Annotated in this window: 24 protein-coding genes and 1 tRNA gene; 11 read left to right on the top strand and 14 right to left on the bottom strand. The window is 34.7% G+C overall.

Annotation, left to right across the window (positions count from 1 at the left end; all coding sequences use genetic code 11):
• Positions 1 to 34 precede the first annotated feature (34 nt).
• Together AP058_RS15180 and AP058_RS15175 are read right to left on the bottom strand one after the other, a co-directional pair.
• Entirely contained in the window at positions 35 to 565 is a 531-nt protein-coding gene (locus tag AP058_RS15180; RefSeq protein WP_066312760.1) for a YqiA/YcfP family alpha/beta fold hydrolase, read from the bottom strand.
• Positions 566 to 832: 267 nt separating this feature from the next.
• Positions 833 to 914, bottom strand: a tRNA-Leu gene (locus AP058_RS15175).
• A gap of 108 nt (positions 915 to 1,022) precedes the next feature.
• On the opposite strand from AP058_RS15175, the gene AP058_RS15170 reads away from it, so the two are divergent.
• From AP058_RS15170 to AP058_RS15155, 4 genes are all read left to right on the top strand, one after another.
• Positions 1,023 to 2,411, top strand: a complete 1,389-nt coding sequence (locus tag AP058_RS15170) for a dipeptidase (protein ID WP_066312753.1) — start codon at positions 1,023 to 1,025, stop codon at positions 2,409 to 2,411.
• A 241-nt stretch (positions 2,412 to 2,652) separates the two neighbouring features.
• Positions 2,653 to 3,078 carry a hypothetical protein gene (locus AP058_RS15165; protein WP_066312750.1) on the top strand — a complete coding sequence of 142 codons (426 nt, stop codon included), beginning with the start codon at positions 2,653 to 2,655 and terminating at the stop codon, positions 3,076 to 3,078.
• 6 nt (positions 3,079 to 3,084) lie between these two features.
• Entirely contained in the window at positions 3,085 to 3,459 is a 375-nt protein-coding gene (locus AP058_RS15160) for a BlaI/MecI/CopY family transcriptional regulator (protein ID WP_066312749.1), read from the top strand.
• Positions 3,456 to 4,925, top strand: coding sequence for a M56 family metallopeptidase (locus AP058_RS15155; RefSeq protein ID WP_066312745.1), 1,470 nt, complete (start codon positions 3,456 to 3,458; stop codon positions 4,923 to 4,925). Before AP058_RS15160 ends, AP058_RS15155 begins: the two co-directional genes overlap by 4 nt.
• 168 nt (positions 4,926 to 5,093) lie before the next feature.
• Here the strand turns inward: AP058_RS15155 and AP058_RS15150 are convergent, their stop codons facing one another.
• Entirely contained in the window at positions 5,094 to 6,464 is a 1,371-nt protein-coding gene (locus tag AP058_RS15150) for a saccharopine dehydrogenase family protein (RefSeq protein WP_066312741.1), read from the bottom strand.
• Between the two features lie 154 nt (positions 6,465 to 6,618).
• Between AP058_RS15150 and AP058_RS15145 the strand changes: the two genes are divergently transcribed.
• Positions 6,619 to 7,020, top strand: coding sequence for a DUF423 domain-containing protein (locus AP058_RS15145; protein ID WP_066312740.1), 402 nt, complete (start codon positions 6,619 to 6,621; stop codon positions 7,018 to 7,020).
• 65 nt (positions 7,021 to 7,085) lie between these two features.
• Entirely contained in the window at positions 7,086 to 8,687 is a 1,602-nt protein-coding gene (pckA, locus tag AP058_RS15140; RefSeq protein ID WP_066312739.1) for a phosphoenolpyruvate carboxykinase (ATP), read from the top strand.
• A gap of 75 nt (positions 8,688 to 8,762) precedes the next feature.
• Here the strand turns inward: pckA and AP058_RS15135 are convergent, their stop codons facing one another.
• The 3 genes from AP058_RS15135 to AP058_RS15125 form a co-directional block, all read right to left on the bottom strand.
• Positions 8,763 to 9,821 carry a phytase gene (locus AP058_RS15135; protein WP_066313536.1) on the bottom strand — a complete coding sequence of 353 codons (1,059 nt, stop codon included), beginning with the start codon at positions 9,819 to 9,821 and terminating at the stop codon, positions 8,763 to 8,765.
• Positions 9,822 to 9,823: 2 nt separating this feature from the next.
• A complete protein-coding gene (locus AP058_RS15130; protein ID WP_066312736.1) occupies positions 9,824 to 10,813 on the bottom strand; it encodes a metallophosphoesterase in 990 nt (329 codons plus the stop codon).
• Positions 10,814 to 10,884: 71 nt separating this feature from the next.
• Positions 10,885 to 13,695 (bottom strand): TonB-dependent receptor, encoded by a 2,811-nt coding sequence (locus tag AP058_RS15125; protein WP_066312734.1) that lies wholly within the window; start codon positions 13,693 to 13,695, stop codon positions 10,885 to 10,887.
• Between the two features lie 321 nt (positions 13,696 to 14,016).
• Between AP058_RS15125 and AP058_RS15120 the strand changes: the two genes are divergently transcribed.
• Positions 14,017 to 15,117 carry a DUF4407 domain-containing protein gene (locus AP058_RS15120; protein WP_066312729.1) on the top strand — a complete coding sequence of 367 codons (1,101 nt, stop codon included), beginning with the start codon at positions 14,017 to 14,019 and terminating at the stop codon, positions 15,115 to 15,117.
• Positions 15,118 to 15,228: 111 nt separating this feature from the next.
• On the opposite strand, the gene AP058_RS15115 is transcribed toward AP058_RS15120, so the two are convergent.
• From AP058_RS15115 to ruvC, 7 genes are all read right to left on the bottom strand, one after another.
• Positions 15,229 to 15,951: a PH domain-containing protein gene (locus AP058_RS15115; protein ID WP_066312727.1), complete on the bottom strand. Its 723-nt coding sequence runs from the start codon at positions 15,949 to 15,951 to the stop codon at positions 15,229 to 15,231.
• Positions 15,952 to 16,022: 71 nt separating this feature from the next.
• Complete coding sequence (locus AP058_RS15110; RefSeq protein WP_066312725.1) at positions 16,023 to 16,394, bottom strand: MmcQ/YjbR family DNA-binding protein; 372 nt, start codon at positions 16,392 to 16,394, stop codon at positions 16,023 to 16,025.
• A complete protein-coding gene (locus AP058_RS15105; RefSeq protein ID WP_066312720.1) occupies positions 16,391 to 16,804 on the bottom strand; it encodes a GNAT family N-acetyltransferase in 414 nt (137 codons plus the stop codon). The genes AP058_RS15110 and AP058_RS15105 overlap by 4 nt, the downstream gene beginning before the upstream one ends.
• 22 nt (positions 16,805 to 16,826) lie before the next feature.
• Positions 16,827 to 17,414: a hypothetical protein gene (locus AP058_RS15100; RefSeq protein WP_157492742.1), complete on the bottom strand. Its 588-nt coding sequence runs from the start codon at positions 17,412 to 17,414 to the stop codon at positions 16,827 to 16,829.
• Between the two features lie 141 nt (positions 17,415 to 17,555).
• Entirely contained in the window at positions 17,556 to 18,332 is a 777-nt protein-coding gene (locus AP058_RS15095; protein ID WP_066312717.1) for a cyclase family protein, read from the bottom strand.
• Between the two features lie 135 nt (positions 18,333 to 18,467).
• A complete protein-coding gene (hemW, locus tag AP058_RS15090; protein WP_066312715.1) occupies positions 18,468 to 19,601 on the bottom strand; it encodes a radical SAM family heme chaperone HemW in 1,134 nt (377 codons plus the stop codon).
• 101 nt (positions 19,602 to 19,702) lie between these two features.
• Positions 19,703 to 20,257, bottom strand: coding sequence for a crossover junction endodeoxyribonuclease RuvC (gene ruvC, locus AP058_RS15085; protein ID WP_082706671.1), 555 nt, complete (start codon positions 20,255 to 20,257; stop codon positions 19,703 to 19,705).
• A gap of 147 nt (positions 20,258 to 20,404) precedes the next feature.
• Here ruvC and AP058_RS15080 point away from each other — a divergent pair, with 147 nt between their 5' ends.
• Both AP058_RS15080 and AP058_RS15075 read left to right on the top strand, forming a co-directional pair.
• Positions 20,405 to 21,346: a lysylphosphatidylglycerol synthase domain-containing protein gene (locus AP058_RS15080; protein ID WP_066312712.1), complete on the top strand. Its 942-nt coding sequence runs from the start codon at positions 20,405 to 20,407 to the stop codon at positions 21,344 to 21,346.
• Positions 21,347 to 21,351: 5 nt separating this feature from the next.
• Complete coding sequence (locus tag AP058_RS15075) at positions 21,352 to 22,452, top strand: glycosyltransferase (RefSeq protein ID WP_369815192.1); 1,101 nt, start codon at positions 21,352 to 21,354, stop codon at positions 22,450 to 22,452.
• Positions 22,453 to 22,693: 241 nt separating this feature from the next.
• Here AP058_RS15075 and AP058_RS15070 read toward each other — a convergent pair whose 3' ends face one another.
• Positions 22,694 to 23,170: a hypothetical protein gene (locus AP058_RS15070; protein WP_066312709.1), complete on the bottom strand. Its 477-nt coding sequence runs from the start codon at positions 23,168 to 23,170 to the stop codon at positions 22,694 to 22,696.
• A 353-nt stretch (positions 23,171 to 23,523) separates the two neighbouring features.
• On the opposite strand from AP058_RS15070, the gene AP058_RS15065 reads away from it, so the two are divergent.
• Both AP058_RS15065 and AP058_RS15060 read left to right on the top strand, forming a co-directional pair.
• Positions 23,524 to 24,024, top strand: coding sequence for a DUF456 domain-containing protein (locus tag AP058_RS15065; protein ID WP_066312704.1), 501 nt, complete (start codon positions 23,524 to 23,526; stop codon positions 24,022 to 24,024).
• A gap of 150 nt (positions 24,025 to 24,174) precedes the next feature.
• The gene (locus AP058_RS15060; RefSeq protein WP_197413412.1) at positions 24,175 to 24,753 is read left to right on the top strand and encodes an RNA polymerase sigma-70 factor; all 579 of its coding nucleotides are present in this window, start codon (positions 24,175 to 24,177) and stop codon (positions 24,751 to 24,753) included.
• Positions 24,754 to 24,804 lie beyond the last annotated feature (51 nt).

The following is a 24,804-nucleotide window of genomic DNA, read 5'->3' as shown; positions in this document are numbered from 1 at the left end:
ATATAAGTGTATCGTAAAAAATACATAATTTCAATTAGAAATGGATATAAGCGTCAATCGTTTCAAAGTGATCTTTAAATTTAAGTAACTTATGATTATCGTTTTCCGAAATTAGCATTTGATTGGACTCTTTTATTTGCAGACTGATTTTCTTATGATCTAAAACTTCGTCACTATCTGACACTATTAAAAGGTAATCCTTAAAATAATTAATTTCGCTAATGTACTTTTCGACTTCTTCTGGCATTAATTCTTTAATAAGTACTTGCTCAAGGCTTAATAATGGGTTAAGAAATATTGTTTTCGGATGAATAGTAGACGTAGCTAGCAATTGATTCATTTGAACTATTAAGTTACAACCTGTAGACGAGCCGATCAGTACAGCTTCTAATTTTGACTCTTTAATTACTTCCACCCAATCCTTAATTTTTTCGGCTAAATTGTCACCAACCAACCAATCCAAGCAGATGGCGTTGGGATATTTTATTTGAATGTCTTTAAATTTTTTAGCCTTTTTTGAAGAGTGCAAGCCATGAACGTAATAGTACTGTAGTTCTTTTTTCATTCTTTTATTCCATCGTGATTTTACGAAAATAAAAATACTACATATAAAATGTAAAAGCGCATATCAGTATACTATTTTGTCTATCCTTGATAAAGTCAAGCACTACATAAATTTAAAAGAGAGCAAAATTAACCGTTTATTTACTTTTTAATCTATGAAAAATAGCGCTCTGAAAAGTAAAATAGAAATTCAAAAACGTTAATTATCTAATTATCGGCTAACTTAAAAAGAAAAAACCCTTAACAAATAGCTTGTTAAGGGTTTCAGTGCGGATAATAGGACTCGAACCTACACGCCTTGCGGCACCAGATCCTAAGTCTGGCATGTCTACCAATTTCACCATATCCGCGTAATTGTGGGTGCAAAGATAATCATATCTACGAAATTTCAAAGGAAATATTAAAAAAATATATAAATCTGTTTTTCGTACTTTTGAAAGTCTAAAAAAACACACTAAATGGAAGTTATAAAGTCGTACATTCAAAAAAACAAGGAACGTTTCCTTAACGAATTGATAGAGTTATTAAAAATCCCTTCGGTTAGTGCCGATGCCGCCTATTCGCAAGATGTTATTGATACTTCTGAAGCGGTAAAAGTAAGTCTAGAAAAAGCAGGTTGCGATACAGTCGAAATTTGTGAAACAGACGGTTATCCAATTGTTTACGGCGAAAAAATGATCGACCCCAACCTACCAACTATTTTGGTATACGGACATTACGACGTTCAACCACCAGATCCAATCGAATTATGGACCTCACCTCCTTTTGAACCTGTAATTAAAAAAACAGAAATTCATCCCGAAGGAGCCATCTTTGCTCGTGGCGCTTGCGATGACAAAGGTCAAATGTACATGCACGTAAAAGCTTTTGAGCTAATGATGCAAACCAACACTTTGCCTTGCAACGTTAAGTTTATGATCGAAGGCGAAGAAGAAGTGGGTAGCGTAAACCTAAAAACATTTGTCGAAAACAACCACGAGAAGTTAAAAAACGACGTGATTTTAATTTCAGACACCGGAATGATCTCCAACCAACAACCTTCAATTACAACTGGTCTTCGCGGATTGAGTTATGTAGAAGTAGAAGTTACTGGACCCAACCGAGATTTACATTCTGGATTATATGGTGGCGCTGTGGCGAATCCAATCAACATTTTAGCAAAAATGATTGCGCAATTACACGACGAAAACAATCACATTACCATTCCTGGATTCTACGATAAAGTCCAAGAATTATCAGTAGAAGAAAGAGCCGAAATGGCAAAAGCACCTTTTAGCTTAGAAAAATATAAAAAAGCCTTAGACTTGAACGATGTTTCTGGTGAAAAAGGATACGTAACCAATGAAAGAAACTCCATACGTCCAACCTTAGACGTAAACGGAATCTGGGGAGGTTACATTGGCGAAGGAGCCAAAACGGTCATTGCAAGCAAAGCATTTGCCAAAATATCTATGCGTTTGGTACCCAATCAAGATTGGGAAGAAATCACCGAATTGTTCACCAAACACTTCATGAGCATCGCGCCCGCAGGCGTTACGGTAAAAGTAAAACCACACCACGGCGGTCAAGGTTATGTTACGCCAATTGACAGCATCGGCTATCAAGCCGCCAATAAAGCCTACACCGAAACCTTTGGCGTTCCAGCAATTCCAGTACGTTCGGGTGGTAGTATTCCAATCGTTGCTTTGTTTGAACAAGAATTAAAAAGCAAAACAATCCTGATGGGATTCGGCTTAGACAGTGACGCGATACACTCGCCAAACGAGCATTTTGGAGTTTTCAATTACCTAAAAGGAATCGAAACTATTCCTTTATTCTACAAATATTTTGTAGAATTATCAAAGTAAAATAATTTTCAAAATTTTATAAAATCCTAAATCCGTTCAGTTATGAGCGGATTTTTTTTTGGGCGTTCCCTGCGGGCGGGCTGTCCACTATATCTTTTACTTTTTAAAGAAAAAAGTAAAAGGAACCGCTTCTATCCCTAACGCAAACCATAACAGCTTCATTTTCAATAATTATACAAATTTATTTGCATAGTTAAATTTTTATTCTGCATTTGTAGAGCAATGTTTTAGTATGTAGAATATGAGTTATAAAAAAGCACTTCTTTTAGTATTAATTTTGTTCCTTATTGGCTGCAAAAGCAAACCGACCAATCAAACTATAAACAAAAAGAAAGAAGGATTATGGATTACCGAATCAACAATTGACCGTACAAAATATAAATTTGTAGAACGTTATAAAAATAACATCCCAGTAAAAACTTGGAAGGAATTTATAAACGATAAACTTTATAAAAGAGAAACATACAAGTCTGATGTCTGCAAAGTAAAATACTTACACAGCAATGGCAAAAGACAATCTAAAGGCATTACAAGATTAGAAGTAACCACAAAAGAATCGCACTGGTTTTATACGGGACGCTGGAAATTTTATTCAGACGAAGGAAAATTAATTAAGACTAAAAACTATAAAAACGGAGAATTACTTTCCGAAGAAAACATAAATTAAACAATCATGCAACAACTAACCAACGCCGAAGAACAATTGATGGAACATCTTTGGCAACTCGAAAAGGCTTTCATGAAAGATTTGCTTGAGGTTTTACCAGAGCCCAAGCCCAAAACAACTACCGTTGCTACCTTACTCAAACGGATGATTGATAAAAATTTCGTCGCGTACACAGCATTCGGTAATTCAAGAGAATATTATCCTTTGGTTAAAAAAAGCGACTATTTCTCTAAACACGTAAACGGATTAATTAAAAACTTTTTTAATAATTCGACATCACAGTTTGCTTCCTTCTTTACAAACGAAACCAACTTGACCGCTTCAGAATTACAGGAGCTCAAAAAGATCGTAGACAGCGCCATTGAAAACAAGAAAAAATGATAGACTTTTTAATCAAATCCACAATTGCACTAGCTGTTTTGTTAGCAGTGTATTATTTACTTCTTGAGAAAGAAAAGATGCATCAGTTTAATAGGTTTTACTTATTATTTGGAATAGTTTTTTCATTCATAGTGCCTTTTATAACTATCGAAGTAATTCACGAAATCACCATTCCTATTAGAACTCAAAACAACATCAAAATAGAAGGAGAAACCGTAGCAATTATAGATGATCCCGTAAATTATTGGGTTTATTCCATCTACATTCTGTATGGTATTATCACTTCAATTATGCTAATTCGCTTCGTTAGAAACATTCTAAAATTACACAAGAAAGCAAAATCGACTGAAAGTATCTCTTACCAGCACTCAAAATTGGTCTTAGTAAAAGAACAAACGCTTCCGTACACTTTCTTAAATAGTATTTTCATCAATGAAACTGAATATAATAGTAGAAAAATTGAACCCGAATTATTTACGCACGAACTAATTCATGTTACCCAAAAACACACTTATGACATTCTTTTTATAGAAACTTTGAAAGTTTTATTTTGGTTCAACCCTGTTTTATTTTTTTATAAAAAAGCCATACAACTCAACCACGAATTCCTCGCAGATGAAAAAGTGGTAAAATCTTATAACAATGTTCCGTTTTATCAAAATTTGCTACTGGCAAAAGCAAACGCGAACCCAACCTATTACTTGGCCAGTAATTTAAATTATTCAGTAACTAAAAAACGATTAATTATGATGACGAAAACCACATCAGTAACAAGAGCTTTATTAAAAAAGGGAGTTGTGATTCCCGTATTAACTGCATTAGTATTTTCTTTATGCACTAAAGTTGTAGCACAAGATAAAAAAGCACCAACTACAATTAACAAGAAATCAGAAGGTATATTTAATAAATACTACGAGAAGACTACTTTTAAAATAAAAGATAAAAACGGAAAAATTGTCACAGAAAAAAAATATCCTGATTTAACTCCTCTTGAAGAAAAAGCAATTCCTTCTATTCTATCAAAAAAGAAAGAATTGCCGACAAACGAAGAACTAAGCGCTGAATTAAAAAAAGGAGGTGCAGCGATTATTGAAATAGATGTTTACAGTCCTGAAAATCAAAAAGTAAAAAAAGCAGATGGCGAAATCTATAATACAAATGAAATTTCTGAAAACCCCAGTTTTCCTGGAGGTATAAATGAATTTTATAAGTTTGTAGCAAATAATTTTTACGTCTCCCAAGAAATGAGTGATGCTAAGGGAAAAGGAAGAGTTTACATAACCTTTATTATAGAAAAGGATGGGAGCATAACAGAAATCAAAAGCATAAGAGACATAGGTTACGGAACTGGAGAAGAAGCCATAAGAGTCATGAAACTATGTCCAAAATGGACACCAGGCAAAGTAAACAGTGATCCGGTACGAGTACTATATAGCTTACCAATAACGCTTGACTCTTATCAATAAGATAATAAAAATTTAAGTGTTTTTGAAAGTAGAAAGTTGCCTTATTTTTGAAAACAAATGTAGAGAAAAGCAGGTTTTTTCAAATCAAAAAGATTAGCAGTAAAAAAAATCCGCTTCCCAACCAACAGGAAGCGGATTAACTAAAAACTAAAAAACTATAAAAAACTATTATTTAAAAACTACATCTGGGTTATAGCCATAATATGGTGCTTTTTGCTCGCTAAAAAAGACGCCGTACTCTTCCAATTCTTTAAGAATTGGTAAATAAACTTCTTTAGTAATAGGCAATTGAACGCCAGTAGTTGTTATTTTTTTATTAAGAATTAGCAAGGTCGCGATAGCTACAGGAAGTCCCACCGTTTTTGCCATTGCAGTAAAAGTTTGATCTTCCCCAATACAAACCATTTTTGAATCAATTTGAGTTCTAACCCCTTCTTTTTCATATCCAAACTTATGGTACATGACGATCATGTCTTTGTCTTCGGGTTGCAACGTCCAGCTATCTGAAAGTATTTTTTCTAAAATTTGTGCTGGAGTAGCATTTTCTAGTCCAATAATCTTTGTCGCATTAAACAAATCAAGTTCTACCAATTTATCCCACATAATATCGTCGGGATCAATTTTGAGAATCAATCTCATTTTTATTTCGACAGAATCCGTTGGATGATAAGGCAAAAATGAATTGATAAACTCCCGATAACTCATTGTCTGCGAATTCTCCATGATGTAGCTGTCATCGGTCATACCCAGCTGAACAAACATATTCCACGCTTTTGAAAAACCAACTCTTCTAATCGTTCCTCGGTACAAAGTCAATGCGTGATCTAAACCATAAACCGAGCGGTATTTTAGAGAATCCCTGTTCGGATAAGCTTCAAAACGTCCGTAGTCTTCGACTTGTAAAAACTCTGTCCTCTTAAACAGATTATTATACGGAATGTATTTGTACGTTCCTTCCTGTATAAATTTGGCAGCGCCGCCTTGACCAGCCAAAACAACATTACGTGGCGACCAAGTAAATTTATAATTCCATAAATTGGAATCCGATTCGGGTGCAACAAGACCTCCGCAAAAAGATTCAAAAAGCAGCATTTTTCCACCAGATTCTCTAATCTCATCGATTACTTTCATGGCGCTCATGTGATCAATACCAGGATCTAACCCAATTTCGTTCATGAAGATTAAACCTTTGGCTTTTACTTCTTCATTCAATAGTAACATTGCATCATTGACATACGAAGCAGTTACTAAATTTTTGCCATACGTTAAACAGTCTCGAGCGACTTGAATGTGTAAATGTGCGGGAAGCATCGAAACAACAATGCTGGCTTTTTTGATTGCTTGGTGCCTTTGCACTTCATCAAAAATATCTAATGCAATTGGGGTCGCATTAGAATGATTTTTAGCTTTTTTCTGAGCTTGTTCCAAAGAAATATCAGCGATAATAAGATGTAATTTCTCCTCTATAGCTTTTGACAGCAAATACCGAATTAACGATGATGCTGAACGACCGGCTCCGATGATTAAAATTGACCTCATTTTAACTTTATTTACAACACAAACATAGTAAAATGTTTTATTTATAACAATTTACCACTCTATTTTCTATAAAAACAAAACAAACAAAAGGCGAAAAACCTTTCTTCTTCAGCCAATTCGGCTTACTTTTGTGGGACACAATCTACGTATTAAAATGGAAAAAAAGATCTTACTTACGGCTGTATTTTTAGGAATGGTTTCGATTATTTTAGGTGCTTTCGGTGCTCATGCCTTAAAATCAGTGTTAACCTCAGAACAATTAACCACTTTTGAAACTGGAGTCCGTTACCAAATGTATCACGCCTTATTTTTACTTTTTGTTGCAACCTACAAACCGCTATCAGAAAAAAAGAGAAAGACTATTTTTACATTAGCAGTAATAGGAATTGCATTATTTTCGGGATCCATTTATCTTTTAGCGACTAATTCTCTAACTTCATTTGACTTTAAAATAATCGGATTCATCACACCTGTTGGTGGTTTATTGTTAATTTTGTCGTGGTTTTTCTTATTTATTGATTTATTTAACAAAAAATCACAAAATTCAAGTTTTTAAAACGGCCTTACAAATAAATATTTATCTTTGCTGTGATTAGAATTAAACACACAACTTAAATTTTTATGGACAATCATACACTTTCAGCGAAATCGATTTCGTTAAATGACTTAGGAATTAAGAATGCAACCGTTCACTATCAGCTAACTCCAGAGGAATTGCATCAAATTACGCTCGATTCAGGACAAGGCATCGAAAGCTCTTCGGGTGCTTTGGCAATTAATACTGGTGAATTTACAGGTCGTTCTCCTTTAGATCGTTTTATCGTAAAAGATGCCATTACAGAAAAAGAAGTTTGGTGGGGAAATGTAAATATTCCTTTTTCACCAGAGGCTTTTGAAAAATTATACAGTAAGGTTTGTGACTACTTATCTAACAAAGAAGTTTTTGTAAGAGATTCTTATGTTTGTGCTGATCCTAATTACCGATTAAATGTGCGTGTAGTAACCGAAACTGCGTGGTCAAATTTATTTTGCTACAATATGTTCTTGCGCCCAGAGACAAGTGAGTTAGAAAACTTTGTTCCAGAATGGACTGTAGTTTGCGTTCCTTCTTTTATGGCTGATCCGACTGTAGATGGTACGCGCCAAAGTAATTTTGCAATTTTAGATTTTACTAAAAAAATCGCTTTAATTGGCGGAACAGGATATACAGGAGAAATTAAAAAAGGAATTTTCTCTGCTTTGAACTTTATTTTACCTGTCTTTAAAAATGCGCTTCCAATGCACTGTAGTGCTAACGTTGGAGAAGCAGAAGATACTGCGATTTTCTTCGGATTATCAGGGACTGGAAAAACCACTTTATCGGCAGATCCAAACCGTAAATTAATTGGAGATGATGAACACGGGTGGACTAAGGAAAATACCGTTTTTAATTTTGAAGGTGGGTGTTACGCCAAAGTAATTAACCTTTGTGAAGAGAACGAACCAGAGATTTTTAAAGCCATTAAAAAAGGATCTATTTTAGAAAATGTAGTTTTTAAAGAAGGAACAAATGACGTAGATTATGAAGATGTTTCGATTACACAAAACACTCGCGTAAGCTACCCAATTTATCATATTGACAACATACAGCCCGGTTCTATTGGAACTAATCCAAAAAATATATTTTTCTTAACAGCCGATTCATTCGGAATTTTACCTCCGATATCAAAATTAACTCCGGGTCAAGCGGCTTACCATTTTATTTCAGGCTATACTGCAAAAGTAGCAGGAACAGAGGCAGGAGTTACGGAGCCACAACCAAACTTTTCTGCTTGTTTTGGAGCACCATTTATGCCACTACATCCCACTCGCTACGCAGAAATGTTGAGTCAAAAAATAAAAGACACTAATGTTAAAGTATGGCTTATTAATACCGGTTGGACTGGTGGACCTTACGGTACCGGAAGCCGTATGAAGTTAAAATATACCCGCGCCATGATTACTGCGGCGTTGAATGGAGAATTAGAAAAAGTTAATTTTGAAAACTGCGCTGTATTTGGAATTGCAAAACCAATGACATGTCCAGATGTTCCAAGTGAGATATTAAATCCTAGAAATACCTGGGAAGATAAAGACTTATACGACAGTAAAGCGGTAGAATTAGCTCAGAAATTCAAAGCTAATTTTGCCAAATTTGAAGAATTTGCCAATCCTGAAATAATGGCTGGCGCACCTTTACTATAAACGTTGCTTACTAATTCAACAAAAAAAAGCTGTTCTCAAGAACAGCTTTTTTTTATGTTTATTGTTTTCATTAAGCTATTTTTTCTGCACATCGATTAACTCTTGTATTGAATCCCAACTGTAATACTGAAAAGTCATTCCGTTACTCATGGCCACAAACAAGCCGTTGGCGAAACTTCCTCCTAAATTTACATTGGTAACCTCTACACCATCACATTCAATTGTTGAAGTAGGAATTTCGGCCACTAATGGATAGGAGTTTGTATTTCCACTTACTCCTTCCCTTGGATATACCATAAATGTATTAGCCTGTTGATTGGAAACCAAAATATAGCCTTCTGTTACTGATTTTTTGTAAATAGCAATTCCTTCATTATCCGACTTAAAATCACCTTGTCCAAAAAGAGCCAGTTCTTGATTGTCATTTAATGCCGGATTCGCATAGTATTTTCTGATTCCGAATTGCTCATCACAATAATAAACGTATCCCAATTCGTTATCTACTGCAATAGCTTCAATTTCTTTTTTACCGCTATACTTTCCAAATTTTCGTACTACTTTTCCACCTACAATTCCTCTTCCATTATCGGACAATTCATATTGCCACAGATACGTTTCCGACGGCCCGTCTTTTCTTCCTACAATTGCAAAAATAGATTGATCTTCCGGTCTGGTGTATAAAGCAATTCCCATCGGAGCGCACAATTCTTCGCCATCAAAAACTGAAATTCCACCATCATCAAGCGGTTTCAAATCAGGCAAACTAAAAACTCTAATTTTACTCGTTTCACGTTCTGTCGTTACAGCAATGTCTACTTTTTTTCCATTTAAAACCAATCCATAAGCAATATCTACATTATTCGGACGTTTTAAAACTTTTGATTTGCCCACAATTATTCCGCCTAAATCAAAAGCATACAAACCACCATTGGTATCTTTATCTGTACCAATAACAATACTTTTTGAAGGATCCGTCGGATGAATCCAAATTGCAGGATCATCAGTATCGTGCGGTAACTTTTCGGTTATAACTATTGGCTTCAACGCATCTTCCTGAACGGGCACGAGTTTATCGCTGCAGGAAACGAGAGAAATTAGTCCAAATGCAAGGGCTATTTTACTTGAAATTTTCATCATTATTTCTTATCGATTTGAGTTCTAAATAATATCTTCCCGTCGTCATCCACTACTTGTGCCAGTAGTTTAGAGTTGGATACGGCAAATGTCATAAAACCAGCTTTTTCTGCAAAAAACAACGTCCCCTCTCTCGCCCCACTCGGACGCACGGTGCAGGCTGAACCAGACAAAAACTGCGTCGTATACCTTCCTTTTGGTTTTATAATTTGCAAATCGTGTTCGTGTCCGCAGAAATAAGCATCTACTTTGTTAGTATCAAAAATAGCAGCAAACTTGTTTTCAAAACTCTTAGTCTCTTTGCTGTTTTTACGCTTTCCGCCACTGTACAATGGATGGTGACCGACTACAATTTTCCACGTCACTTTTTTATCCGTCGTAGCCAATTCCTTGAGCAACCACTTTTTTTGAGCAGTTGTATCTTGCGCTCTCATCGATTCACTCATACCAGAATCTACCTCGTAATATTTGTCTATAAAGGGAGAGGTATCCATAAATAAAACCAAAACTTTATTGCCATCTTCTAAATCAAATTCCTTTTTAAAATAAGTGGAAGGCATGTGCCAGCGACGACTAACATCTGAGTAGTCGATTTGCGCTTGCACTTTTCCTCGGTGATCGTGGTTTCCTAAAGTCACGAACCAATCGGTTTGCAAACTATAATCGGTGTAAACATTTTCAAAAGAAGCCTTCCACGAATAATCGGTAGTACTTTGTACGCCATTTGGATAAAAATTATCGCCCACGCTAATCACAAATTCAGATTCAATTGTAGCGGCTGCTTTTCCCATCTGAGTCGCTACTTCTTTTTGATAAAATTGACCGTAACGACCAAAATCTCCCATTAATAAAAAATTAAGACTCCTGTCTATCTTTTGCAATTCGGGATTATAGCCTTCCGTATAACCCGATAATTCTCTATTTTTTGTTTGTTGTGCGGCTGCTCCTTGAAAAAGCAATACTGATAAAAAAATGTAAACTATTTTTTTCATTTCTATGATTTATAAAAACAGAACTGGATTTTATATCCCATTCTGTTTATTTATTTTATTAAAAAGTATAATTAAAAATCCAATTTCAAACCAAAATTATAACGCCCTTGATAGTATTCTACTTGCTGCGTATGTGCTTTTGATCCTTGATAATAACGCAACGGCTGATTGGTTAAATTATTTGCTTCTGCAAAAAGACGCAAGTTCGTTGTAATTTTATACGACGCATTTGCATCTACAAAAAACTGTTTGTCATAATATGAATCTTGATGCCTGTCGGCGCCTAAAACATCTAAATAATCAGACGTGAAATTGGTCGAAATACGAGCCGAGAAGCGTTTGTTTTCCCAGAACAAAGAACCGTTAAACATGTGCGGAGTTGTCCCTGGAAGACTTACATCCGTTCTCTCATTACCGTCTTCATCTGCAATTCCTTTGGCTTTAGACTGTGTAAACGTGTAATTCACATAAACTCCAAATCCTCTTAAAAATTTACTTTCGAAAAAATCAAACTGTCGTTGAAAAGCGACTTCTAACCCATAAACAGCAACCTTATCGCCATTTCTAGATTGTACGAAACTCCATTCTTCTCCTACCGGAATTGGATTTATTTGATTGGGGAAATCAGTTGAAAAACTACCATTACTGTAGGTTTTACTGCTGTATTTGTAAATAAAATCATTTAAGTTTTTGTAAAATGCTCCTGCTGAAACCAAACCGACAGACTTAAAATAATTCTCGGCCATAAAATCGTAATTAAAAGAATAGGTCGCTTTTAAGTTTGGATTACCTGCCGAAATTTCCATGTCAGAAGCGATATTATTCACGTACGGAGCCAAATCATAATAATTAGGTCTAGCCAAAGCAGTAGTTACCGCCGCTCTCAAAACCAAACTAGTAGTCGCATTGTATTTGAATGATAAACTTGGCATTGCATTAGTGTAACTATTTTTGTGGGTAATTTCATCTTCCACAGTCACCTCATCTGCTACACGATTTCCGGTATAATTGATATGCGTATCTTCTACTCGAACGCCAACAATCATAGATAATTTATCACTAAAATCTTGATCCCATCTAATGTAAGCAGCATAAATTTGTTCTTTTGCAGTGTAGTTAACCGTCAAATATTCCGAAGGATCTGTTTCTTTACTAAACAAACTGGCATTATTTAAATCAAGTCCGCCCAAAAATGAGGCTGCAGCATACGTTCCGCCCACATATTTTGTACCTGGATTAAATCTGTTACCATCAAAGTAGATAGTCGGAACAACTCCCAAAGTAGCGAAATCAGCATCAATTGGATCGTAGGCATAAAAAATATTATCTCTTGATTTGTCTTTCAATCGCATACGCAAACCTGTTCGAAGTCGACCTTTTTCGGAAGGAATAATGGAAAACGGAATTCTGAAATTTAACTTTGCTCCCACTTCTTCTTCACTCGTATCGTTGGTGTTTTCGGTAACCGAATCAAACTTAAATTTATCTACCGATTCTCCTGTAGTTGTTACTAAAGGAAAATTAGAATCTGATACATCTTGCGTTACTCCCAGTCCTTTCTGACGAAATTCAATATAACGCTCGTTCGGTCTGTATTCGCTCGCAGCTGAATAATTTAAAGCCCAATCCATATCTAGATTAGAACTTACTAAATGCTCGCCACGCAAGGCATAATTTTGAACGCGTTGGTCTTCTAATCTTCCATTTTTATTTCTACTATTATCTACTCCACCTTTGGTTTGACGTTTTACTCTACCTTGAAAACCAGTGATTGTTTCTCCTTGATAAATTGGTTTTATATCATCGTAAGTTGTCCTAAAACGATTTTCTCTATCGTCTCTCCAATTGTAAATCGCGTTTGCAAAAATGGTATTATTATCATCAAATTTGTAATCAAAAGAAACGGCTGCACTACGGCGAATGCGTTGTACATCGTAGCGTCTAATTTCTGATTTCGACAAAAACTCATTACCAAATTTATCTTTTGACCACACATTTTCAATATTATCTGAGCCATAATCGTTATTATTATAAGAACCACTCACAACCATTCCTAATTTATTATCCATAAATCGATTTCCATAAACCAGTCCTGCCGTATACATTCCCTTTTCACGAATGGGCATGTAACCACCCGCAACAGTTGCCGAAATACGTTGTCCGTTTGGAGTAGCTCTTGTAATTAAATTTACAGAACCACCAATCGCATCGGCATCCATATCTGGCGTTAAGGTTTTGTTTACTTCAATAGTCGAAATCATATCCGACGGAATCAAATCCATTTGTACATTTCGGTTGTCTCCTTCAGCAGACGGAATTCGATCGCCGTTTAAGGTTACCGAATTTAAGGATGGAGCCAATCCTCTAATAATAATATTTCTGGCTTCTCCTTGGTCATTTTGCATTGTAATTCCAGGTACACGTTTTAAAGCATCACCAACATTCGCATCTGGAAAACGACCCACTTGATCTGAAGAAATGACATTACTGATGTTATTATTATTCTTTTGCTGGTTTAGTGCTTTTGCTTGACCTTTTAATGCGTCGCCAATAACCACCTCGTTCAATTCAGTTCCGGACGCTTTTAAATTAAAATTGACTACGGTATTTGTTCCTTTAATGATTAAGATGTTCTGAGAAACAGACGTATATCCCATATATTTTACCTGAATTTCAAAAGAACCTTCTTGCGCATTCAAAAATTCGAAACTTCCATTGTAATCAGAAATTGTGTATTTGTTTTGTCCAGAAATTTGCACCATTGCACCAGGCAAAGGCAAATGGTCTTCACCATCTAAAATTTTTCCCGACACTATTCCCTTTTGAGAATATCCTGCTACCGTTAGTAAAAAAAGTACTGTTACTAAATAAATCTTTTTCATTTTTAGGTTTATAGATTAATTAATTTGATTTGCAAAGCTAGAAGCGTTGCGTTAAAATAAGCAGCTCTATAGATCACCATATCGTTACTAAACCACTACTTTATATCAAACTATTTTACCTTAAACTAACATTTGAAATTGTTTCAATTATGCGAAATAAACCTAAAAACTGTTTTAAAAACAAATTTTACAAAGTAGTAATTTAAAACAAATCAACTAATTAGATTCAAATTAAAATTTTGGACTTAAATTTGCTTCAATCAAAATCATCAAATAAAATTTACTAGAAATAGTAAATCAACAAATCAAAAATCATCAATCATGTTACAAAACTTTTTCATGCTGTGCTCTGGCGCAGACCGAGATCTCCTCGAAGATTGTTCGCAAGGCGAAAAAACCAAATACGTGGGTATTGGAGCCACCGTTTTCTTTACTGCCGTTATGGCTTTCATCGCCAGTGCTTATGCACTTTTCACCGTATTCGACTCTATTTATCCTGCTTTGCTTTTCGGCTTAGTTTGGAGTCTGCTTATTTTTAATCTAGACCGTTTTATTGTTTCGACTATAAAAAAACGCGACCGATTTTGGGATGAATTTCTGCAAGCGACTCCCCGAATTATACTTGCGGTAATTATTGCCATCGTAATTTCGAAACCTTTGGAAATTAAAATTTTCGAAAAAGAAATTAATACCGTCTTATTGAAAGAAAAAAACGCAATGGAACTGGCAAACAAGAAAGAAATTAGTACCTACTTTAAAACTGATTTAGATAAAAACAAAGCGCAAATTGCAATTCTAAAAACAGATATTTTATCTAAAGAAAAAGAAGTTAACGATTTATACTCTACTTACATAACCGAAGCAGAAGGAACTGCTGGAACCAAAAAGTTAGGAAAAGGACCTGTCTACTCGGAAAAAAGACAAAAACACGACGCGGCCTTACAAGATTTGGCACTTTTAAAGACAGCCAACGAAACGAAGATTGCCGACTTAGAAAAACAGGCAGCTACTTTTCAGTCTGATATGGATAAAAAAGTTAATGAAACGCAACCCATTATCGAAGGGTTTGATGGTTTAATGGCGCGAATTAATGCGTTGGATAAATTGCCATGGTTGCCTTCCTTTTTTATTATGCTTTTGTTTTTAGCCATTGAAACTTCGCCAATTATCGCAAAATTACTTTCTCCTAAAGGCGAATATGACTTGAAACAAGAAGAATTAGAAACGGCATTAAAAGCGACTTTAACACAAAACAAATACCAGCGCGAATTATTAGTCAAAACTAGTGCGACAATGCACGACATAGTCTATGCAGACATCGCCCAAGACAAAAAACTGTACGATTTACAAAGAAAGAATGCTGAGGAATTATTAGAATTACAATCCAACGGATTTTTAGAAAAACAAAAACGAACCTTATAGTTGAACGCGATAAGTGAAAGTCGTTTAATAAAATTTAAATAAAAAAGTCGGAAGCTGTGCATACAACTTCCGACTTTTTGCTTGAATACTTTTTTATGTACAAAATAAGTCTTACATATAACTCAAAATTTCTTTTTTAAAGACATCATATTCGCCCTGCATAATCAGTCCGTTATCTAGTAATCTTTTATAATTTTGAAGCTTTTCAAACAATTCATCTTGCGACAATTCACTTAGTTTTCTGTCGGCAACTACTGGAGCACTTGGCGCGACTGCTGGCTCGGTGTATACCGGAACTACTGGCATTATTTCAGCAAAACTAGTTACTTCTTCGGTTTCGATCTCTTCTACCTGCTCCACTTCATCCACCACATCTTCAAATTCTACATAATTTTCTTCAGAACTTGTAGTCGTTTCATGGAAGATTTCCATAATAGGATTTTTAACTAAATCCAATTGCTCTTTAGCGTAAGTAAATATTTTTCTAGCTTGAATTTTTGGAATATAATCAATAGAAATGGTTAAATCTGTCTTGGTTGAAAACGAAAATTCTGAACCTAAAATATTCTCTTTTACGAAAGTGGCTTCTATATCATCCCAAGTATAATCAGTAAAATCCATTGAAAGTCCTAAGTTTTTAGGCTTGCAAATAATAATTCTTTTATTCGTCAGGACAATGCTATCTGGAAAAACGGTAAGCGCTGGTTTCTTTTGAACAGCAATGTATCCAACTTCTTCATTGCGCATTAATAAATCATTCAGTTTCGAAGTGATTTTCTCGATCGCTTTTGGATCTTGTTCTTCGTTTAAGAATTTTTTAATTTGATCTTTCATAGGGTATAAGTTGCTAAGTTACAAAGTAACAGAGGTGCTAATTTTTTGGTTTTTGTAAGCAAATGTAATGCCTAATTTTCTATTTCTATAATTTCATTCTGGATTTTCTTTGACAAACTTTTGAATACCAGATCGTATGAATGATCGATTAATTCCTTCACAAGCTTTGCCGGCACATCACTGTTTATGCTAACAGTATTCCAATGCTTTTTGTTCATGTGATAGCCTGATTTAATGCCTTCAAATTCAACTCTAAGTTCTACTGCTCGTTCTGTATCACATTTTAAATTGACTCCTGGCTCCCCTTTTTCCCATTGAGAAAGAGAGGACAATGCAAAAATTTTTCCGCCAACTTTAAATGCCAATGTAGTATCATCAAACGGAAAATGTTCGGTAGCACTTTTTTTGCCAAGACAATATTCGTAAAAGATTTCTAAATTCATTTTGTCAAAATTTTTTCCATCATTCGTTCGGGATGTGCTAAAGCTTTAAAGCCAAACTTTTCATATAATGAATGTGCATCACGCGTTGCCAAACGCCAAATTTTCACATTTTTTAATTGCACTTCTTTCATCATAGCAGCAACCAACACCGATGAATATCCTTTACCTCTGTGACTTTCATCAATAAAAACATCCATCACATAAGCAAAGACAGCAAAATCAGTAATCACTCGCGCAAATCCAACTTGCTTGTCATTCACATAAAGTCCGAAACAAACCGAGGCATCAATTGTAGTTTGAATTTCTTGTGTTGTTCGCCCTGCAGCCCAATAAATATCTTTTAGAAAATTTTGAATAAAAGTTACATCTAACTTACTTTTATCGGTGGAAACGGTAAGGTTACTATTCATAAACATAGGATTACGTTTCCTTTTAAAATATACTTATTTTACTTTCTGCAAAAGGTTTATTAAAAAGTATGACTGCCTCACTACTTGGCGATTCGTAAGCTGCTTTCTGTATCATAGAAGGGTTCGAAGGATATTTTTTTCCGTCAAAAACTAATTCTTTCACTTTACCGTAATCTTTAATAACCAAGACTTTCCATCCATTTTTTACTGTTTCATCTATATAAATTGGAGCGTCCATTACCGTGAATTTGGTAATCACTTTTTGATTATTGTCTAAAAGTAAAAACGTACAACCTCCAGAACCACAAAAATACGATGACGAAAAACGAACAAATGTTTCTGGAACACCATCACCGTTCAAGTCAATATCTTCGTATTGAAACTTACGATCGTCCTCTTTTAAAAATTTCAAATCGTCTTTTAAGAAATCAGTAATCAAAAAGTTTTTTAACTTTTCTTCCTTAGAATCTGCTAATTCATTTGTTGTTTTTTCGCTAGAAATTGTATCTTTTACTACCGTGTTTTCTGTTTGTACTTCTTGTTTTTTATCTCCACAAGAAACTAGCAATACAGTAATTATACTGCATAATCCCAATTTTATTTTCATCATGTCCATTTTGTTTACACCCACTATTTAAGTCTTCTTTATATATTAACTCTGCGAATACTTTATTCGTTCTTTCTTGCTTTACAACTACTAAATTTTAACGGTCTCAGTTAAAACTACGAATTATCGATTAATTTACAAAATTCAAAGTGTTTGTACAGCGTATAAAACCGGCTTACTCGGACTCGCATCGTTCTCAAAAGAGGCTATTTGAATATTTAATACATAATCCCCGTCAGCGATTGTATCAGAAACAAAAATCATTTCGGTAATCGTACAATCAAATCTGGCATCTTCATTTACTTTCTCAACGTTTTTTAAATTCCAAAAAGCTTTATGTGCCAATAATTTTCCTTCGTCGTGCTCTTTGTCAACACTTGGCAAATCAATAAGTAAGTGCTTAATTCCGCTTTCGCGAATGTAAATCGCCGCTTCTTCAGATAAATAAGGCGGATTGGTATTGGAATACTTACGAGATTTTTTCGCTCTTTCGTTCGGATACGTTCGAATGATTAACGCTTCGATCTTATCAAAATTCGCATTCACAAGAGACAAACTATTTTTAACTTGCTCTTTGCTGATAACCAAATCAGTATCTTTTTGCTCTGGCGCAATTGAAATTAATTGTGCGCAAAAGAAAAACTGTTGCAGTGATTGATTGACGCTGTAAAAATCGTTTGTAATATGACCTAGACATTCGGTATGTGTACCATGTCCGTGCGGGTTAAAGAAGATGTTATTAAAATTCGTAGAAGATTTTCCGTCTGAAACTTTCCCAATCCAATCGCCAATAACAACAGGTTCAATAATGGGCTTTTCAATATACCACGCGATCGGGTTTTCATCGGTATTGGTTAGCGGAATCGAAATATCAATTGGTTTCGATAAGTCTATTTGAAAGTTGTTGATTGTTGCTAGCATAATTCAGTTTTAAACGAAAGAAATGTAAAGAGAATTTAATTTGTAAAGCTAAGTTCGTAAAGCTTTAGTTATTATTTAAACAAATTTCTGAAAAACTGATTTTCTATGCTTATAAGCATTTGACTATCTTACTTTTTATTTTACATCTAAAAAAAATAAATCGGATGCAATTCCGTCAGTCAGAAATTTGCCTTTTGCGGTTGGCCTTAATATAGTGTCAGTAATGACGACTAAATCATCATTTAAAAATTTCTGCGATTGTTTCTTCAAATAATCCAAATAATCCATGCCAAATTCGGCTTCGATTCTATCCAAAGAAACGCCCCAAATCGTTCGCAAACCAGTCATCACATATTCGTTGTACCGATCTGATTTGGATAAAATTTCGACTTCGTTGGGTAAAACATTATCCTCAATTGATTTGAGGTACAAACTATTATTGGCAATATTCCAGCTCCTAGAAAGACCGTCATAGCTGTGTGCAGAAGGACCAATTCCGAGATATTTTTTGCCCAACCAATATGCAGAATTATTTTTAGAAAAATAATTTTCTTTAGCGAAATTGGATAACTCATAATGAATGAATCCTTTCTCTTGAAGTGTTTCTACCAAAATAGAAAAATGTTCTGAAGCCACTTCGTCTTTCGGCGCACCTATTTTTCCAGCTTGAATGAGCTTATACAAAGCCGTTTTTGTCTCTACTGTCAATGCATAACTCGAAATGTGTGGAATGCCAAAACTCATTGCTTTCTCAATATTTTGTTTCCATTTTTCATTGCTCATTCCTGGAATTCCATATATTAAATCAATCGAAATATTGTCGAAATACTGTGTCGCAAGTTCTAAACTTTTTTGAGCTTCAGCCGAACTGTGAGCACGATTCATCATTTGCAAATCGTCTTCAAAAAAAGATTGAATTCCGATACTCAACCGATTGATTTTACTTTTAGCTAATTCAATTATTCGCTCCTGCGACAAATCATCAGGATTTGCTTCTAAAGTGATTTCAGGGTTTTCGGCAACTTCGTAATTATCATAGACTTCTTGAATCAAAAAATTAATCTCCTTTGAAGACAATACACTTGGCGTACCACCTCCAAAATAAATGGTTTCTACAATCTCATTGACAAACTCAATTTTTCGCAGCTTAATTTCTTTGGTAATAGCCCAGACCATCTCGTCTTTCTTTTTCATCGAAGTCGAAAAATGAAAATCGCAGTAATGGCAAGCCTGCTTGCAAAATGGTATGTGTATATAGATGCCGGACATATAGGTTAATTTTTAGTAATACATATTAAGGGACCAAAATATTTTCATGCTTTTTCATTCCGAATTAATAGTACTAAAATATTTAAAAATCTGCTGAATAGTTACTTCTTAACTCGATCCTCATTGTTCTTTACAAAAGCATCCCAGCCGGTGTAACTTTTTTCGCCGACGACTTTTCCTGAGTTGAAAAAATGACAAACTGCGGCGGCCAAACCATCAGTTGAATCCAGGTTTTTAGGCAATTCTTTTAGTCCCAGAAGTTGTTGCAACATTTTGGCCACTTGTTCTTTGCTGGCATTTCCGTTTCCGGTTACCGCCATTTTTATTTTCTTGGGTTCGTATTCGGTGATCGGAATATCTCTGGATAATCCCGCTGCCATGGCAACGCCTTGAGCACGACCCAATTTGAGCATCGACTGCACATTTTTACCAAAGAAAGGTGCTTCAATCGCTATTTCGTCGGGATGGTGCGTGTCGATTAATTCGATGGTGCGTTCAAAAATAATTTTCAGTTTTTGGTAATGATTGTCGTATTTAGATAGCAGCAATTCGTTAAGTTGCAAGAATTCCATTTTTTTGTTAACGACTTTTATCAATCCAAAACCCATAATCGTGGTTCCAGGATCGATGCCTAATATAATGCGTTCTTTTGTCAATTTTTTTGAGGGATTAGACTGCGTTTTTTAAATGAAGATGAACAGTTTACAAATACTTAAAATGTAAATTTCTGCAATGCTTTGTTATTTTAATTGCGAGTGCTTGCGAAGTAGTGTTTTTTACAATAGTTTCCTTTTCTTTGCAGCATGATTTCAATTCCTCACAAAGCTAAACAATTCCTAGTTCTTGTTGTCAAACTTTTAATTGTTGGTGGCGCATTTTACTTTATTTACGATCAACTCGTACAAAATGACCAGCTCGATTGGAAGAAATTTAGCGCTTTGTTTGAAAAAAACCAATCATTTCTAGGTATTACTTTTATTTTATTGTTGAGTGTTTTAAATCGCTACTTTGAAATTTTAAAATGGCAGAACTTAGCTCAAATTGTTCGAAAGATTACTGTAGGCGAAGCGACCAAACAAGTGCTTGCCGCGTTAACTGCTGGTCTTTTTACGCCCAACGGTGTGGGAGAATATGCTGGAAAAGCGTTGTTTTATAAAAAAGAGCAGACCAAGCAAATCGTGTTTCTGAATTTGATTTGCAACGGAATTCAAATGGTGCTTACCGTTATTTTTGGAATTTTCGGATTGCTGTATTTCAACACTTTATACCCAGTAGTGACTGCTCAGACTTTAGCAATCGTTTTTGTTGGTTTGGTTGTTTTAATTTTAGTTTTATTTTCGATTAAAAAAATTGCTATCAAAGGCTATTCGATAGAAAAACTGATTCATAAAATCAATTCGATTCCGAAAAAAATTCATCGCCAAAATATCCTTTTAGGTTGTAGTCGGTATTTGGTTTTTTCGCATCAGTATTACTTTTTATTCTTGGCTTTTGATGTGGATTTGTCGTATTTCACCATGATTGCAACCATTGCTGCAGTTTACTTTTTAGCATCCTCCTTACCTACTTTTCAATTTTTAGATTTTGCTGTAAAAGGCGGCGTTTCTTTGTTTTTCTTCGGATTGCTAGGTGTTAACGAATGGATTGTAGTTTTTATAAGTACACTAATGTGGTTTTTAAATGTGGTTTTACCCGTTGTAATTGGCACTTATTTTGTCCTGCGTTTCAAACCCAAAACATTGTGATTTTGGTGTTTTTATATGGTATTTTGATTCTTTATTCCTTTGTAATCCTGTGGTTGGCTCACGGATTTAAAAAAGTCCCAGTTTACAAATTTGATTTTGCTGAAACACCAAAAACGACTTTTACTATAGTTGTACCTTTTCGGAATGAAACACAAAACTTACCATTATTACTAGAAAGCATTTCTCGATTGAATTATCCGACGGAATTATTTGAAGTGATTTTAGTGGACGATGATTCGGATGAAAAATTTCAATACTTCAATTCAACATTCCATATTCGAATCATAAATACGACTCGAACCTCAAATTCCCCCAAGAAAGACGCCATTTCAACTGCTATTTCTCACGTAAAGACCGATTGGATTCTTACCACCGACGCAGATTGTTTGGTTCCTAAACATTGGTTAGCAACTTTTGATAGTTTTATTAGAGAACACAACGTTGAAATGATTGCGGCTCCAGTAAACTATCAAAATACCAGCTCTTTTTTGGCACATTTTCAGCAATTAGATCTAATGAGTTTGCAAGGCGCCACAATTGGAAGTTTTGGAATTGGTAAAGGTTTTATGTGCAACGGCGCTAATTTTGCGTACACGAAATCTTTTTTTGAAAGTTTAAAGGGTTTTGCTGGAAACACCAAAATTGCTAGTGGTGATGATGTGTTTTTGTTGCAAAAGGCCATAGAAGAATCTCCACAAAAAGTGGCTTATTTAAAATCAAAATTGGCCATTGTACTGACACAACCGACTAGTTTCTGGCACGAATTATTTTTTCAACGGGTTCGTTGGGCGGCAAAAACAGGTTCTTATCAAAGTCTATTTGGTAAATCTTTGGGCTTGCTTGTGTTTGCAGTCAATCTTAGTTTTATACTTGGCTTTGTATTTTTGCTTTGTGGGATTTGGTCTTTTTTGACTTTCGAATTGTTTGTGGTTCTAAAATTTGCTATCGATTTTATATTGCTTTACACAACCAATCGGTTTTTAGGAAACGTAAGAATGTCAAATTGGTTGTTGAGTAGTTTATGGTATCCCTTTTTTAGTGTAGCTGTGGCGTTGTACAGTTTGTTTGGAACATACGAGTGGAAAGGCAGGCGATTTAAATATTAAACTAAAACCATTGTTTGCTGACAGGTCTTTTTATTGACCTTTGTAGGTATTATATGAGATTAAAAAAGAAGCCGTAATTCATTCGTTCATGATTTTAAAACCCTTCAAGAGATTAAAAAACCGTATTCCTAAAAACACAAATGGATCGCATTCTGTTAGCCCTGATAAAAGCGGCATCCTTTTGTGTCTGCCGCGGCAGATGCAAAAGATATAGCGGATAGCAGGAAAGAGCTACTAAAACTTACTCTGACTTAATAATTACCGGTAATATAAATTGAGTTTTTACTGGAATTCCGCGTTTAATGGCTGGATTTACTTTTGGAAAATCGACTAAACGCGCGTGTAAAATACTGTCAATTTTAATGGTGTCGTACGCGACCGAATCTTTAGGAAACTGCGGTTCGAAAGTCATGGTTGCATTTGGAAAAACAGTAACTTTTACTTCGATTGTATCCAAATCCGGGTACAAAATAGAAAGAGTGTCAATGTCTAATTTTTCTTGAACAAGTTGTGCCATCGTTTCGAAAAAACATTGTTGGCGCAGCTTTTTATCGGCGATTTGGTCACAGTTGGTTACCGATGGATATTCGTCTACCTCACGCCAATTGATGGATTTTAGTTCTTTTTGCAACAACTCTTTTTCGTCAGGAATTTGCTTCTCAAAATATTGACAAGACGCAAGTGAAAAAAGAACTATATAGAGATAAAAATGCTTCAACGGATTGGAATTACTTAATTACCATGCAAAATTACGATAATTTTTTGAGTTGCTTTAAAAACTACCAAAGCTTCGTAGTTTTCTGACAGCAATTTCTAATTTTTTTAATCCAATTATTATTTGAATAAGAAATAAAGATAATTGCAGATCTAAAAAGCGCCGATTTTTCAATTAAATTTATGAATAATTTGAGCTAAAAATTCCGTTTTTGAATGTAAATCGAAATTAAAAGTAGAATCTAAATTTTTACTGGAATAGTGTAACATTTCTAATTCGTTTTAATTGTAATTTTCCCTTGAACTACTATCGGTTTAGAAATTAGTAGTCCCTCTCAAATTTCATAAAAATACTGTATGGATACTTTTTTACTTGTTTTAGGTTTACTATTTATGATTGGCGGAATACTTGGAAGTTTTTTGCCTGTTGTGCCCGGATTAACTTTAAGTTGGATTGGTTTATTGCTTTTGTATTGCACAGAAACCGTACCGATGAACTATTGGGTCATGGGTTTTGCGCTGCTTTTGGTCATCATCATAACTATTCTAGAATATGTGATTCCAGCAAAAGGAACCAAAAAATACGGCGGAAGCAGCTATGGAGTTTGGGGAACTAATATTGGATTAATTGTTGGTATTTTTGCTCCAATTCCCGTTGGATTTATAATTGGACCGTTTGTCGGTGCATTTGTCGGCGAATTAATTTACGATTCTAAGGATCATAAAAGAGCTTTTAAGGCAGCAACAGGATCATTTGTTGGTTTTCTTGCCAGTACTTTTTTAAACTTTATGCTTTGCGTCGTTTTTTTAGGATGGTTTATTCATGTGGTGTGGGAGAATTGGAACGGGTTATTTTAGGCATAATTGGCATTGAGAAAGAATTTAATTTATCTTGAAGTTCTTAAACAGATTCTTTAGTAATTACAGCTAAAAGTTAGAAATAACTTAGACTTTCAATTTTTTGAACGATATTAGCAAGAAATAATCTGTGTTTTAATACTTAGTGATTTGAATAAAGACCAAATAAATACTTCCTTTTTTATTCAACAGCTCAAGCAGGGCGAGAACAGCGCTTTTGAAACCTTGTATCATTTATATTTTCAAAAATTACATCATTTTGCCAATAGCTATTTAGAAAACGAACAAGAATCGGAAGAAATTGTTCAAAATGTTTTTTTTAAAATTTGGGAGAAACGCGAAAAGCTAGAACTATCGATTAATTTACATTCGTATCTTTTTAAGATGGTAAAGAATTCATGTTTGGATTATTTTAAACACCAGAAGATTCGTGAAAAATATCAAAATTATTGTGATTCCGAAAGACGCAACATCAACTATCTTGCTTTATTAGACGAATCAAGTTCTGATTTTATAGAAAAAGAACTATTGATCAAAATAAATGCAGTGGTCGAAAAACTGCCTGCAGCTTGCAAAAACATCTTTATAAAAAGCAGGTTTCAGGGCTTAAAACACAAAGAAATTGCCGAGGAATTGAATATTTCGACTAAAACTGTCGAAAATCAAATTACAAAAGCGATCAAGTTTTTACGACTTGAACTCAAAGAATACACTGCACTTTTTTTATAATTTAAAAAAAATCAAATTCGCGTAGGGGTTATCTAAGTATGAATCGTCTTA

It is taken from the genome of Flavobacterium sp. TAB 87 (genome assembly GCF_001529295.1).
In the GTDB taxonomy this organism is placed as follows: Bacteria; Bacteroidota; Bacteroidia; order Flavobacteriales; family Flavobacteriaceae; genus Flavobacterium.
Note: the sequence above shows the minus strand (reverse complement) of the source record. Positions and strands in the feature narration are given on the sequence as shown.